At 49.7% G+C, this 14,931-nt stretch carries 12 protein-coding genes; 5 read left to right on the top strand and 7 right to left on the bottom strand.

Annotated features, from left to right (window positions below; genetic code table 11):
- Nucleotides 1–253: 253 nt before the first annotated feature.
- Both orn and ACP158_RS14515 read right to left on the bottom strand, forming a co-directional pair.
- A complete protein-coding gene (gene orn / locus ACP158_RS14520; protein WP_424946818.1) occupies nucleotides 254–799 on the bottom strand; it encodes an oligoribonuclease in 546 nt (181 codons plus the stop codon).
- 155 nt (nucleotides 800–954) lie between these two features.
- Nucleotides 955–1,782, bottom strand: a complete 828-nt coding sequence (locus ACP158_RS14515; RefSeq protein ID WP_424946817.1) for a class I SAM-dependent methyltransferase — start codon at nucleotides 1,780–1,782, stop codon at nucleotides 955–957.
- Here ACP158_RS14515 and ACP158_RS14510 point away from each other — a divergent pair.
- Nucleotides 1,782–2,588, top strand: a complete 807-nt coding sequence (locus tag ACP158_RS14510; protein ID WP_424946816.1) for an enoyl-ACP reductase FabI — start codon at nucleotides 1,782–1,784, stop codon at nucleotides 2,586–2,588. The genes ACP158_RS14515 and ACP158_RS14510 overlap by 1 nt on opposite strands.
- 257 nt (nucleotides 2,589–2,845) lie before the next feature.
- Complete coding sequence (locus tag ACP158_RS14505) at nucleotides 2,846–3,496, top strand: IS1595 family transposase (RefSeq protein ID WP_424946815.1); 651 nt, start codon at nucleotides 2,846–2,848, stop codon at nucleotides 3,494–3,496.
- Nucleotides 3,497–3,632: 136 nt separating this feature from the next.
- Here the strand turns inward: ACP158_RS14505 and ACP158_RS14500 are convergent, their stop codons facing one another.
- Both ACP158_RS14500 and ACP158_RS14495 read right to left on the bottom strand, forming a co-directional pair.
- On the bottom strand, nucleotides 3,633–5,459 hold the full coding sequence (locus ACP158_RS14500; RefSeq protein WP_424946814.1) for an aldehyde ferredoxin oxidoreductase family protein: 1,827 nt from the start codon (nucleotides 5,457–5,459) through the stop codon (nucleotides 3,633–3,635).
- Between the two features lie 202 nt (nucleotides 5,460–5,661).
- A complete protein-coding gene (locus ACP158_RS14495; protein WP_424946813.1) occupies nucleotides 5,662–6,144 on the bottom strand; it encodes a hypothetical protein in 483 nt (160 codons plus the stop codon).
- 877 nt (nucleotides 6,145–7,021) lie between these two features.
- Between ACP158_RS14495 and ACP158_RS14490 the strand changes: the two genes are divergently transcribed.
- Nucleotides 7,022–7,555 (top strand): TerB family tellurite resistance protein, encoded by a 534-nt coding sequence (locus ACP158_RS14490; RefSeq protein ID WP_424946812.1) that lies wholly within the window; start codon nucleotides 7,022–7,024, stop codon nucleotides 7,553–7,555.
- A 197-nt stretch (nucleotides 7,556–7,752) separates the two neighbouring features.
- On the opposite strand, the gene ACP158_RS14485 is transcribed toward ACP158_RS14490, so the two are convergent.
- Nucleotides 7,753–7,896, bottom strand: a complete 144-nt coding sequence (locus ACP158_RS14485; protein WP_424946811.1) for a hypothetical protein — start codon at nucleotides 7,894–7,896, stop codon at nucleotides 7,753–7,755.
- A gap of 64 nt (nucleotides 7,897–7,960) precedes the next feature.
- The gene (locus ACP158_RS14480; RefSeq protein WP_424946810.1) at nucleotides 7,961–9,748 is read right to left on the bottom strand and encodes an SLC13 family permease; all 1,788 of its coding nucleotides are present in this window, start codon (nucleotides 9,746–9,748) and stop codon (nucleotides 7,961–7,963) included.
- Between the two features lie 289 nt (nucleotides 9,749–10,037).
- Here ACP158_RS14480 and gfa point away from each other — a divergent pair, with 289 nt between their 5' ends.
- Nucleotides 10,038–10,598: an S-(hydroxymethyl)glutathione synthase gene (gene gfa / locus ACP158_RS14475; RefSeq protein WP_424946809.1), complete on the top strand. Its 561-nt coding sequence runs from the start codon at nucleotides 10,038–10,040 to the stop codon at nucleotides 10,596–10,598.
- Between the two features lie 144 nt (nucleotides 10,599–10,742).
- Nucleotides 10,743–13,589, top strand: a complete 2,847-nt coding sequence (locus tag ACP158_RS14470) for an insulinase family protein (protein WP_424946808.1) — start codon at nucleotides 10,743–10,745, stop codon at nucleotides 13,587–13,589.
- Between the two features lie 204 nt (nucleotides 13,590–13,793).
- Here the strand turns inward: ACP158_RS14470 and pqqE are convergent, their stop codons facing one another.
- A complete protein-coding gene (gene pqqE / locus ACP158_RS14465; protein ID WP_424946807.1) occupies nucleotides 13,794–14,930 on the bottom strand; it encodes a pyrroloquinoline quinone biosynthesis protein PqqE in 1,137 nt (378 codons plus the stop codon).
- Nucleotide 14,931 lies beyond the last annotated feature (1 nt).

Genomic DNA, 14,931 nt, shown 5'->3' with positions numbered 1-14,931 from the left:
ACGAAGCGAATAAAAAAATTGCCCGGAGCCAGTTTGCAAGGAAGGCGCGTGGAGCACGTCGACCGTCATTATCGGGCTTGACCCGATAATCCAGTGAAAAACGGCGGCGTTAGCCGTACCATCGCGGCAACGACGAGAAGGGCTTTGCGACACCCTCTGCACCCGTCCGAAATCGTTTTCAATCTCATCTTCCGGCGTTTCCCCGGCCTCATCAAGTCGCTCATCGAGTCGCTCGACGTCGCCGCTGGAAACCTTACGGCTGCCACTTTATAAATGTTTCTCGATAATATTTCAGTTCTTCTATGGACTCGCGAATATCGTCCAGGGCTTTATGGGTATTCTGCTTTGAAAAACCATCCAACAGATCAGGGCGCCAACGCAATACCAATTCTTTCACTGAGCTCACGTCGAGATTACGGTAATGAAAGTAGGCTTCAAGGCGCGGCATGTAGTTCGCAAGGAAACGCCGATCCTGGCAAATTGTATTTCCGCACAGCGGCGAATGATTACCCGCAACATATTTTGAAATAAAATCAATGGTGCTTTGTTCGGCCTGTTTTTCATTGATGCTGGATGCCCGAACTCGCTTGACCAAACCACTTTCGGTATGCGTTTTAGTGTTCCACTTATCCATCTCGGTTAAGCGTTGCAGGGACTGATGAATGGCCATGACCGGGCCTTCTTCAAGAATATTCAACTGCGAGTCGGTCACAATAGAAGCGATTTCAATTATTCGATCATGCTCGGGCGACAACCCGGTCATTTCGAGATCGATCCAAACCAGATTTTTGGGATGCATATTTATTCCTGAAGATTATGCGCGACTGCCCTGTATTCATTCTTTGTTTTCATCATGCCCTCCAAATATAAGGCATTATTTTACTCTAAAAGAGCAGCCAAAGGACAACCATGAAACGGGATGACAACTGCTGTGAACATGGCATTAAGCGCGCCTTAATTAAATGCGCCCGACTTGACCTGCGGTTTATAAATATCGAAGCGCACTAATTTACTTCGGGTTTCGCCTACCCTGCCTGAGGCCAAGGGCGGCGCATAATGCGGCCGCTTGACCACTACGCGGTGTTTCGCCCATGCCATTGCGCGCTCAAATAATTGCGGACTGTTTTCTGGTGCGCCGACAATATCTCTCAAAAGCATCAACTGTTTTCGGGGCGCGGAATTTTTATTTTTCTCTGGATACATGGGATCAAGATAAATGACATCCGGGGATTGTGCAATGCTATCCAGCACGTCAATGCTATTCCCATACATCAGCATAAATCGATGCCGCAAACCTGGCTTGGCAATATGTTTCGCGGCCTGGATTGCCAGCGCGGCAACAATGCAATTTTGCTCTATGGCGAGCACTTGCGCACCGTGTCTGGCAATATGCAACGCATCGGCGCACCACCCTGCGGTGGCATCGATAACCGACCGGGCATCGGCGCCAATGGCGCGCAACAACGGGTCTTTGCCCTTGCCGCGCCGCGCAATATTGAAATTCAGGCAAAACGGTTTTAATTTTGGTTGGCATAGCACACGCAAACTCAGCGCATCATGATTAATTTCCAGCAGGAATTTAGTATCGCGTAATTTAGTATTGAGCGGGTGTTCTTGTTCAATTATCGGCGCGTTCAAAAATGCCGCCAACTCATTAGCCAACCGGCGACTGGCGTCATCGCATTTAATCGCAATCACGGTTTTTGCATTAGCCGCATACATGGAACGGGAGATACCTGTTAAAATTATCCATCCGAACAGTGTAACAAAAGAGGTCGTCAATGGGTTTTCTATCAGGCAAGCGCGCGTTAATCGCCGGCGTGGCAAGCAATCGTTCCATCGCCTGGGGCGTGGCCCAGGCGATGCGCAGAGAAGGGGCGCAACTCGCATTCACCTACCCGAATGAAAAAATGAAACCGCGGGTCGAGAAACTTGCCAATGCACTCGAGTCGCAGATCGTTCTGCCCTGCGATGTCGCCAGCGATGCCGAGATCGATGGATTGTTCGCGCAACTTGGAAAATCCTGGGATGGCTTGGACATTTTAGTTCACTCCATCGCCTTTGCGCCGAGAGAAGAGTTGGAAGGCTTATATCTGGATGTGGTTACTCGGCAAGGATTTAACATCGCCCATGAAATCAGCTCCTATAGTTTCGCCGCCATGGCCAGGGCGGCCTTGCCGTTAATGGCGGGTCGAGGCGGATCAATGCTGACCCTGACTTACATCGGCTCGGTTCGTTCCATGCCGGGGTATAACGTAATGGGGCTGGCCAAAGCCAGCCTGGAAGCCAATGTTCGTTATCTGGCGCAGTCGGTCGGCGGCGGCGGCATCCGCGTCAACGGCATATCGGCCGGCCCGATTCGCACTTTGGCCGCCGCCGGCATTAAAAATTTCAGGAAAATGCTGGTCTATTTTGAAAAAGTCGCTCCTCTCGGGCGCGCCGTCACCATCGACGAAGTCGGCAACGCCGCGGCGTTTTTGTGCTCCGACTTGGCTTCCGGCATCACCGGAGAGATTACCTATGTAGACGGCGGTTTCAATACCGTCGGTATGAGCGAACAGTTTATCGACCAGGACCCGGAAAGTTAAATAACATACTCAGGTAAGCCAGAAGCAACGATACGGACAGCTAACAATTTCTGGTTTAGTCGTATTGACATGGATAAACAGGATATGCAGGGTTGAAGATAAGGGGACACAAACATTGAAAATGATAATGGGTCTTAACTAGTTAAAATCCGTATCTTTTAATGGTTTGTTAGGTGAAAGATATAGCGCCGTAGACCAAAACACCAACAAAAATAAGGGGCTGTCCTAGATAACTAAATTTATCGTAGGATAGCGGAATGAGAAAGAGTCGTTTAAGCCAGTATAAACAAAATCGATTAATTGAGTTATTTGTGGCGGGTGCGACAGCCAGAACGGCAGCATCGTTAGTGGGTATTAACAAGACGACTGCCGGTTATTATTTTCACCGCCTTCGTGGTCTGATTTATCGCAACGATGACAATGGCGGGTTGATCGCCGGTGAGATTGAGGTGGATGAAAGTTATTTTGGCGGAAAACGCAAAGGCAAGCGCGGTCGCGGGGCGAGCGGCAAGGTGCCGGTATTTGGCTTGCTTAAACGAGATGGCAGGGTGTATGCGGTGCCCATAGCCGATGCTCGGAGTAAAACTCTGATGCCGATTATTCGGCGCAAGGTGAAGCCGGACAGCGTGGTTTATTCCGATTCATTTCGCGGTTATAATGCGCTGGATGTATCTGAGTTTAAGCATCTGCGTATTAATCACAGCAAAATGTTTGCCGACGAGCAGAATCACATCAACGGCATTGAGAATTTTTGGAGCCAGGCGAAGCGGCAATTACGCAAGTTTAACGGGGTTCCGAGGGGTCATTTTCCGCTGTTTTTGAAAGAGTGTGAGTGGCGTTTTAACAACAGTGACCCGAAGTCTCAATTAAATCAATTGAAACAGTGGGTTAGAAACGATATGGGTTAGTTATCTAGGACAGCCCCAAAAATAAAATAGCGGCAGATAACGCGATTAATTCAATCATAATTTTTCAATCTCCTTAATGTTTTTTTGAATATGCTTAAAAACAAGCAAGCACCCTGATGATAAAGCAAAAATAGCATCAGGCCCGGATATTCAAGGCATCGAGTTTTTCCTTTGTGGGCACGCCCTGTTTGGACCAGCCGCGCGCGGCGTAGTATTGCGGAATCATTACCTCCAATTCGGTGACGCCGCCCTTATTGAATCCAGCGGGCGCAGGATCTTTCAGCATCCTCGGCGGCAAGGTATCATCCTTAATGGTCAAGCCCGCTTTTAGATTAAACAATTTTTCCAGATTCCAAATACGCTCACCGGTTTGACGCAACCGTTCCACATCCCATTGCCCCGGCAAATCCGCATCAATCATCCTGGCAAAATCCTCATAACCCCAGGTGCCGGTGGTGAATAAACACAGCCCGGATGAATCCACCATGGCCACAAAATCCTGAGAGGTGGCGCAGGCTTGCGCTTTGCCTTTTGTGCCGGGGTCTTGGTAGTCTTCGGTAAAGGTATCGTGCCGTAAATGGCAGGCGCCGCGGTTGCTGGTGGCATAACCCAGCCCCATGCCCTGCATCGCGCGACCGTCGTAGCCGGCAAACTCCTGGCCCTTGGCCACCATGGCAAGTTCGGGACGACCATACTGTTCGCAAAGCCGCTTGGAACCCAACCCGAGTTGCTTGCCGAATCCTTCGTGTTTGCCGGTTTTTTCGGACATGACCACCAGGGCTTCCGCGCTGCCGAAACTCAGGTCGACGCCATCGGTTTGCTGCTTGGTGATAATGCCGAGTTCATATAATTCCATCGCCGCCGCCAAGGTAACGCCGAAGGAAATCGGATCCATGCCGTGCTCGTTCATCATGAACCCGGCGAAGGTCAGGGCATCGAGATCAGACACCCCTATCGCCGGACCAAAAGCAAACGCGGTTTCGTATTCCAACCCGCCGGAAGCGACCCAGTATTCGGGCCGGTCTTTGACACTAAAGTGCTTGGGGTCGATTTTTGCAATCCGTCCGCAAGCGATGGTGCAGCCAAAACAAGCCGCATTGCGAATCAAACTGGTATGGCCGTTGCGATTTTTCACGGCCACGGCGTTATGATTTATTTTTTCCGCGCCGGCAAAAGCGACTGCCTGAAAATTATGCGTTGGCAGCCCGCCGAATTCCTGCATGCTGTCCATCATCGCCAACGTGCCATAGCGCATCAGCCCTCTTCTGTTGCTGCTGCCGTGCAGCGCTTTGTTCACTTCCTGCACGACGTGCATGAATTTACCCGGGTCGTCGCCGGTTACCCCCACCGTTCCGCGCGCGCAAATCGCCTTCAAATTCTTGCTGCCCATGACCGCGCCGACCCCGGAGCGGCCTGCGGCGCGGTGCAGGTCGTTAACCACACAGGCAAATCGCACCTTGTTTTCGCCCGAGACGCCGATGGCGGCAATTTTAATCTGTGGGTCCTGATGCTGCTTGCGGATCCATTCATCCGCATACCAAACCGATTGCCCCCAAATTTCATCCGCCGGCAATATCTCGACCTTGTCATCGAAAATACTCAGATAAACCGGTTTTGCCGACCGGCCCTTGACAATCAACATGTCATAGCCGGCAAATTTTAACTCGGCGCCAAACTTCCCGCCGGAGTTGGAACAGGCGATGGCATTGGTCAATGGCCCCTTGGTGACGACCGAGAAACGGCCGCTGGTGGACGCCATGGTGCCACCAAGCGGGCCGGTGGCAAATATCAATACGTTATCCGGCCCCAGGGCGTCCGCTCCAGGGTCCATTTCTTCATACAGATATTTGGTCCCCAGCCCGCGGTTGCCAAGATAATCATTTGCCCAATCCATATTTAATGGCTCGACAGATGTGGCGCCCGCGGCGAGGTCAACGCGTAAAACTTTATTTTGCCAACTCATCAGTAATGTCTCATTAAATTAAGGGGGACACAACACTTAATTACGAACCTGCGGGTAGTGGTGGTGCTTCCTAAAACCGCGGAAAAAACCCTTGGGAGAATACTAACAAAGAATAAAGACTAGGGCAAAGCAAACAAGGCTGATAATTAAGTGTTGTGTCCCCTTAATTTTTTGTCGCTTTTCTTTATCTGTCCTGATTCCATCACTCTAAATTAGCAATCTCGCGAGCCTGGAGTTTTAACAAATCGTCATATTCAAAGCCCAGAATAAATCTCGCATTCCGTTCATCTGCTCGTTTTTCACACATCACATACACACTTCTATGGCCTTTCCAAATTTCAAACCCCTTGCCCTTTCCATCAACATCATACTCGGTGAATTCTCCATATTTTTTCTCCAACGCCGGAACAATTTTACTCTCCAAACGCTTTTTACAAATATAAATGCTACTGTGAAACGCATTGTAATAAATTCCTGCTATTTTTCTTGTCTTTGGAGTTACTGCCCAAAAATAGTGATTCCATGTTCTATTTCCAAACTCAATCAATTTTTGATACTCAGGTTTATTTTTTGGTTTGAAGGCGATTACATTATTGCCTTTAATTGTTTCGGCTTTTGCAAAATAATAAGGATCTATTTCCTCGCCCAACTTATATCCAAAAACACCGGTTATGTCCTCAAACACTAATGGAGCGGGGGGGGGGGGGGCGAGTCTTGCGGAGTAGGCAGAGGGTCATGCGACTGAGCAGACAGTGGCCCCACACAAAGGAGCACAAAAAACAACGTTTTCATCCAACGATTTTTTCGCGTGTGGGTATCTTTAATATCGATTTTATTCATTTGCAATATCTCCTGTAAGGAAAAAGGGAACATTTGCTGGATTGGAGTGAAGTTAAATTCCAATAGTGGATTTAAATTTTGCGATGCAATAATCCGTGATTATTTTTAACTCATCTTTTAGGCGTTGCGCGTTGTATTCGAACAACTCATTATAAGTTGGAAATTAAGGGGACACAACACTTAATTATGAACCTACGGGTAGTGATGGGGTTTCCTAAAACCGCAGAAAAAACCCTTGGGAGAATACTAACAAAGAATAAAGACTAGGGCAAAGCAAACAAGGCTGATAATTAAGTGTTGTGTCCCCTTAATTGTGTCAGTACCGCCAACCCTCTGGAGAGCAGGGTCGGGCGAAACAGTCCGCCAACGATGTTGTCGTGGCCGGTATGGAAATGCTTGTTCATAATCGTGTCCTCCTATTAACTAATAATGGTTACAATAACCGCCAGAATTACCACGGCGCCAACATATGCGCCACCTACTTTGATCCACAGATCGTTTGCCATTTTTCGTGCCTCCAAATATATTGGGTTAAAAAATTAATGCTGTTCATCAGCGAGTGGGGAGAATTTAAGGCATAGAGGGCTTGAAAACAAACGAATTGTATTCATATTATGGATGAGGATTTATTCATACATCAAACCCAAACCCCAAACAAGCGGTAGAATAGCCGCCATGATGTTACGCCCAAACCACACTACCAACCAACGAGGGGCAGAAAAATGAGTGCTTTCGATTTAGTTCCGGGGGTTTCGCTGGCAAAAAACCTCACCTCGGCGGTCATCGCCGGTAGCACGACCTATATAATTACCAAGCGCAACGCAACTAAAAAATTATCTGAAGAGCAGACCAAACGCAAAGCGGTTGAGAAAGAACTGGAGACAATTATTAACAACACCGAATCGGAAAAACAAAAAGCCGAAGGTCGGGCGGTTGCCAAGTGCGCGATATTAAAAAACCTGGCGTGGAAGGATGGCGTTTTATCCACCAAGGAAAAATGCGTAATCGTCGATTACGTTATAGATAACGCCGACATTTCTGCCGATGTGAAAATCAAAGTGATTCAGGATATCGACAGCAAGCCGAACATGTTGAATGGATTTTATGGAAAATTTTCCAACATGAATATTTTTCTGAATGCCGAGGAGGCGAAAGGTTTTCGTTCGTTTCTCAACGAACTGGCCAAATCAGACGGCGATTTTTCGAAAGAGGAAAAGAAATACATCAAATACATTATTTCCCAAATCCGGGTATAAGCCCTGACCGCCGCGCAATGACACAATTAAGGGGACACAACACTACACAGCACAACGACCACAACGACCACAACGAGACATAACAAAAAATAGACAAGTCCAACACTAAAAAACCACTACCGAGGTTGTCTCCCCAACCTGTCATTCTCGCCGGCAGGCGGGAATCCAGAGTGACGGCGTTAGCCGCCGGGACGCGCTCATACATTAGCGGTAAGCAACAAGCACCACCGCCTTGCCGTCATTCTCGCATCGAACGGCGCGGCATCAAAGCAAAGGAGTCCGGCTACGCCGGACGCATATTCCACTGGATTGCCCGGCCAATAATAATATGGGCCGGGCAATGACAAATGATAGGTAATGGTGAACCTAAATTAAGTGTTGTGTCCCCTTAATTCGGCATCTCTATTACCATACCCAAAGAATCATTGGCACAGCAACCGACACAATCACAATATCGAGCGGCAATCCCATGCGCCAGTAATCGCCGAAATTATATCCGCCTGGGCCCATAACCAACGTATTTGACTGGTGGCCTATGGGTGTCAGGTAGGCAGAGGCCGCGCCTATCGCGACTGCCATTAACAGCGGGTCCGGTGAAATTTGCATGGCCTCCGCCAGACTTAGCGCCAGCGGCGCCATCAACACGGCGGTCGGGGAGTTATGAATCAAATCCGACAGCAACATCGAAACCACGATTAGCAACGCGATCAGAAACCACAGCGGAATATCAAATGCTACGCTTAGAATACCATTCGATATCAGTTCCGTTGCGCCGGTTGTATGCAACGCTTCGCCTATCGGGATCAAACAGCCGAGTAATATGATGATCGGCCATTCGATGCTTCGATAAGCATCCCTTAGCTTTACGGCTTTCAACAGAATCAGTGCAACACATGTCGTTGCAAAAGCAATTTGCACCGGCACCAGACCGAATGCGGCAGCGGCAATGCCCAGCGCAAACACCCCGGGTGTTACATAACTTTTTGTGCGAATAGCAAAGGCTCTGGCTTTGCTAAATAACACCATACAGCCCAATGCACTGACAGTTTGCTCCATGGTCTTATCGGCGCCCTGAAGCAAAAGCACATCACCAATCCGAAATCGGATTCGAGCCAGTCGGAACATCGGCGTGCTGCCTTGCCGGGAAACCGCCAATAAATTAATGCCATAACGATCATGCAGCCTCAAATCGCGCATCATCACACCCTCCATCATGGAGTTGGGCATGATCACCACTTCAACCACCTTGAACTCTTCCGATTGCAGCAAGTCGCTGGCCGCATCCTTATCCGCATCATCATCACCATCTCCGACCTGCACCAGCCCCGGCGATGCGAACAGCGGCTGCAACGATTCGGAATCGCCCTGCAGTATCAACACATCATGCTCCAGAATTTTCTCCGCCGTGGACGGCGCCAGCCGGTTGCGTTTATGACGAATAATGGCCATAACGGTCACCTCGTTCTCGCAAATTTTTTCAAGCCCGCCGACCGTCGAATTAATCAGCAAAGAGCCTTCGGTCACGCGCACCTCGGTCAAATATCGGGCAATTTGAAACCGGTCGTCTTGCGCTTCTTCCTGACCATTCACCGGGATTAGCCGCCAGCCAATGGTCACGATGTACAACAATCCGCAAACCGCCACGGCCAGACCCACCGGGGCGAAGTCAAACATGCCAAAGGGCTGCCCGAGATTCTCTTGGCGAATAGTGGCAATAATGATGTTCGGCGGAGTGCCGATCATGGTCACCAACCCGCCCAGCAAACTGGCGAATGAAAGCGGCATCAGAATTTTGGAGGCGCGGCGCTTGGCTTTTTTGGCGTCGCGGATGGTGACCGGCAACATCAACGCCAACGCGCCGATGTTATTCATGAACGCGGACAAGCAACCGACAATGCCGCAATTCGCGGCGATTTGACTGGTGGCGCTGCGCCGGGCGCCGGCCAGAACACGAAGAAAAATATCGACCAGCCCTGAGTTTTGCAATGCTTTGCTGATGACCAAAACGCAAGCCACGGTAATCACCGCCGGATGGGAAAATCCGGCGAACGCGCGGTCGACATCGACGATGCCCAAATAAATTGCCGCCAGCAGCGCGATTCCGGCCACGACATCGTAACGCCAGCGGTTCCATATAAACATCACAACCGTGACCGACAACAATCCAAGAATACTGATTTGATCCCATGTCATCGCATGATTATGGCATAGATACAAGAGTTTTGAACTCCCCGTGAATCACGGTTAGGGTTGGTTTAGTCCCAATTGTTCTCGCAGTGAAAGCCTGTGCCGACTGTTGAAGGAAACGGGTTGCACTCTTCTTTCAATTAAAACTCTGCTTACATTCAAAAAAGAGCGCTCAACCTGGGCTGGTTATTCGCCAGCCGATGATATAAACTGTTTCGGCAACAAAAAATTCTGAGGCACATAGTGCATATCAATGATCATTAACGAATATTTTCAAACGTTCAGGAGAAAACTAATGAGAACTGTTTCTATACATCCCGCTGTTGATAACGGCGTTAATCCGGGCGATGCTGGTTTTGTTGGTGGTACACTGCAATGCAACTGCAGCAACGACAAAGTCGAAGTTAGTGTTGGCGCGCAAACTGCGCATAACCATGTTTGCGGGTGCTCAAAATGCTGGAAACCCAGTGGCGCGCTGTTTTCGCAGGTGGCCGTCGTCTCCAGAGACGCGTTGGCGGTTACCGCCAACGAAGACAAATTACATATTATTGATGAGGACGCCACCATTCAACGCCATGCCTGCAAAGAATGTGGCGCGCATATGTATGGCCGTATTGAAAACACCGGGCATCCTTTCCACGGCTTGGATTTTGTACACACGGAACTCTCGTCGCAAAGCGGATGGTCGGCGCCAGTATTTGCCGCGTTCGTGTCTTCAATCCTGGAGACCGGGGCGAAAAAACCCGATGAGATGGCCGCTGTTCGAGCCCGTCTCACTGAGTTAGGGCTTGAGCCCTATGACTGTCTTTCGCCATCGCTGATGGATATGATCGCAGCACACGGCGCGCCTGGTTAAGCGCCCTTTCCAAAGCCTGTCCCAAACAAACTGACAAGCCGACGGACTTTTTCATGGCTGATATATTCGAGATATTTATGCAATCCTGAATTCCATTTGTAAAAGCGGGCAATTGCTGTGTTAGTTCAAGCAGACTCGGCGCTTATGCCTGAAATCGTCAAAAGCCCGACGGACACGCGCGAATATCGTGCGCTGGTGCTCAATAATGGGCTAAAAGTCATGCTGATCTTCGATGATAAAGCGGATCAAGCGGCGGCGGCGCTGGATATTCAGGTGGGCAGTGGTCACGACCCAAGTGACCGGCCGGGACTTGCGCACTTCCTTGAACACATGCTGTTTCTTGGCACCAGACAATACCCTGTGGCCGGAGAGTACCAGCAGTTTATCAGTGCGCATGGCGGCTCGTATAATGCGTCCACTGCGTTAGGTTCCACCAACTATTTTTTCAATATTCCTCCGAATTTTCTGGAGGGTGCACTGAACCGATTCGCGCAGTTTTTTATCGCCCCCCTGTTCAACAAAGCCTGTATCAATCGTGAACGCTCGATCGTGCATTCGGAATACATGGCGCGTAAAAAAGATGAAGCCTCCAGACTGAATGCCGCGCGTGGCGAGCTTTTTAATCCACAACATCCGAGTCATAAATTTGCCGCGGGCAGCCTGCAAACATTAGCGGATCGAGCAAACAACTTAGTGCGCGATGATTTAATTGATTTTTTCGAGCGTTTCTATCATGCGCAGCGCATGGCGCTGGTAGTGGTCAGCCATCACGCGCTGGATCGGCTGCAATACTGGGTTGAGGGAAAATTCAATGCGATTGCATCTCCGACTGCATCTCCGACTGCATCTCCGACTGCATCTCCGACTGCATCTCATGGGGAGGCCTATCAACCTTTTATCGACCCTCTTGTGGCCGTAAACGATGTCCCCAGAGTACTCAGGCTAAAGCCGATCAAGGAGGTGCGGCAAGTGACTTACTGTTTTCCCATTGAATCCGTGTATCCCTACACCGATACCAGGCCGAGCCATTATTTGGCTACCTTTTTAGGGCATCAAGGGCAAGGCTCGTTATTGGCCTTGCTTAAAGCGCGAGCCTGGGCCAATTCCCTAAACGCTGGGTTGGGGTATAGCGATGACATTCAAGCGCTGTTTGATGTCAATATCAGCCTGAGCGAGCTGGGGTTTCAACACATCGACGAAATTGGCGAGCTGCTTTTTTCGATGATTAAGCTCCTTGCGAAAAAAGGCGTAACCTTAGCGTACTTTGCAGAGCTTAAGCAAATGGCTGAGCTTGATTTTCGATTTCAGGATAAAGCGGACGAAGCCAGGTTGGTCCAGCAAGTGGCCCGCTTATTGCATCGTTATGAAGCGGTTGAGGTATTGTCTGTTCCCGATCTTTATGGTCAGTACGATCCAGCCGCCATCAAGCTTATTCTGAACAGTTTGCACCCGGATAATGTGCAATTGATCATTACCGATCCAGATCTTGTGACCCGCAAGACCACACAGTGGTACGATGTTGGCTATACGATTGACAGAATAGGCGAGGACAAGTTAACCCGCTGGCGTCAAGCCAAAGTCATAGCGGAGTTGATGTTGCCCAAGCCCAACCCATTCATCCCCAGGCGACTTAAGTTGATGTCGCCAAAAGCAGGGGTAAGCGAGGTGGAAAACAAGCCCGTTAAAGTTCTGGATGAACGCAATATACAGGTATGGCACCAGACGCTGTTGCGTTTTGGCCAGCCTAAAGCGGAATTTTATTTCGCCCTGCGCTCGCCAGTCGTCAGCCGCTCGGCCAAGCGCACAGTGCTAACGACAATATTTGTACGGGTATTGAGAGAGGCATTAAGCACTGAGGTTTATTCGGCGCGCCTTGCGGGCATGGGGTATCGAGTCGATCAAAATCCGGCAGGCTTGAGCGTGCGAATAAACGGCTATTCGGATCAGCAATCAGATTTGCTGGGTGAAATTGTCAGGGTGATTCTGTCGATCAAGATTGACCGGGAAACCTTTGACTTTCAGCGCGAATATGTTAGGCGAGGCTTAAACAATGAATTGAAGGCCCACCCCTTTAAAGTGGCGATCAACGGTATTTACGATGTGTTGTTGACCTCGAGATGGCTCGCGCAGGAACAACTGTCTGCGCTGGAACGCCTCAGCTGCGAAGACCTTGTCACACATGTTCAGAGGCTACTCAATGACGCTCAATGGTTAGTGTTGTCGGTGGGGAATCTGAGTGAGGACGATAGTGTGCGTGCGGGAAAATTGATGATGCATTTGTCGCCAGATGGGGTAACAGGGTCATTGGCGCAACGCGAGAAAGTGCGTAAACTCAAGGCCGGTCAATGGGCGTTTATCACTTCGCCAGCGGAACACAGCGATGCCGCTATCGCATTGATCTTTCAGGGGAAGTCTAAGGAAATAAAAGAATTGGCGGCGACACGGTTGATTGGTGGACTCATTCACTCGCCCTTTTTTCAGGCGCTAAGAACCGAAGCGGAGGTGGGGTATATTGTATCGGCTTTCACGTTTAACTTGCGCGATACGCCAGCGTTGGGATTCTCGGTGCAATCCGATCGTCATTCGGTGAACGATATTGCAGACTTAACCGGTAGGTTTTTACGCCACTATGCGCAAACCTTGTCTGCTTTGTCCGCAAAAACTTTTGCTGCGAGCAAGGCCGGGCTGGTTGCACAACTGATGCGCGAAGATAAACATCTGGGCGATATTGTTTCGCGCTATTGGGCGGAACTTGATCGCGAGGCTTATGATTTTACCACGCGTGAGCGATTGGTCGCGGAGATTGCGGCAATGGACAAACTAGCCCTGTGTGACTATTACCACAGCCTGGTGTTGGATGAACAGGCTGCTGTCTTGTTAAGCGTTTGCCATGGAAATCTGTCCACCGAGCTTGCCTCGCCTGTTTTGAAACAAGCCGGCCAGGCCATCTCAGCCAAGCGCATGCGCAATTCGTTACAGGATTATTTTTAGGGAGAAGGCTGCATCAAACAGTGGCTTGAAAGGTGAAAAGACTCATTATGGATAAACCAACACGGAAGGGACTCAACTACAGATAATTATAATGAAACCAGCCATAAGAATAATATCATGATTCCCGGCCTGGTTCATACTTTGTAACAGGCGCACGGGTCGGGTGAATGTTAGCGGGAAAATGGATGCTTGTGTTTATTTGCCCTATAAGACTTTGGAGTTCTGCGGGTTCCTGAAATACACTTTCTGGCTGTGGGCCGGTTCGCCTGACTCCTTGGCGGATTTTATCGCCTGCTCAATCACGTTGTGGTGGTGGGATTTGCTGCACACCGGATCGGCATTGGTGGCATCGCCAGTGAGCAAGTAGGCCTGGCAACGACAACCGCCAAAGTCTTTAGCCTTTTCTGGACAGCTGCGACAAGGCTCCTGCATCCAATCGTTTCCGCGGAATCGATTAAAGGCATTGCTCTGATACCAGACTTCTGAGATCGAGTAATCATTGACATTGGGGAAATCAATATCGGGGAGTTCTCGCGCCGCATGGCAGGGGAGCGCTACGCCATCCGGCGCCACCATCAAAAAAGTTGTGCCCCAGCCGTTCATGCACGCTTTCGGGCGATCCGCGTAGTAATCCGGCACAACGTAATATATCTCCATCTCGCCTTTTACGCCCTTCTTTTGCTTGTAGGCCTGAGCAATGCTTTCCGATGACTCAAGTTGCTCTTTGGTGGGCAACAGATAATCGCGATTTACTTTAGCCCAGCCATAATATTGCGTATTGGCCAGCTCAACGTAGTCTGCGCCAAGTTCGGTGGCCATTTCCAGGATATTTTGCATCTGGTGTATGTTCTGTCGGTGAATCACCACACAAAGCACCATCGGATAGCCGGTTTCTTTTACCCAGCGAGCGACTTGTTTTTTATGCTCAAAGCTGTCCGTCCCCGCCAGATAATTATTCAGTTCGGCATCGCTGGCCTGGATGCTGAGCTGGATGTGGTCGAGCCCTGCCGTTTGCATGGTCTGGATTTTGTCTTTATTCAACCCATAACCGGAAGTAATTAAATTACTGTAGTAACCAAGCGAACACGCGTGACTGATAATTTCGACCAGGTCTTTACGCACCAACGGTTCGCCGCCAGACAAACCGAGCTGCACAGCGCCCAACTCACGCGCCTGGCTAAGTACTCGCTTCCAATCTTCCGTGCTCAATTCGGACTTTATGCCAGTATAATTGACTGGATTGGAACAGTATGGGCATTGCAAAGGGCAGGCATAGGTCAACTCGGCCAGTATCCAACGTGGCGGGGTGATTGATGGCGTTGTCGTTGAGTTGCTGTTCATG

The organism is Candidatus Spongiihabitans sp. (assembly GCF_965247905.1).
Taxonomy (GTDB): Bacteria; Pseudomonadota; Gammaproteobacteria; order Arenicellales; family Poriferihabitantaceae; genus Spongiihabitans.
The sequence above is the reverse complement of the archived record's forward strand: the minus strand, read 5'-3'. Positions and strand labels throughout refer to the sequence as shown.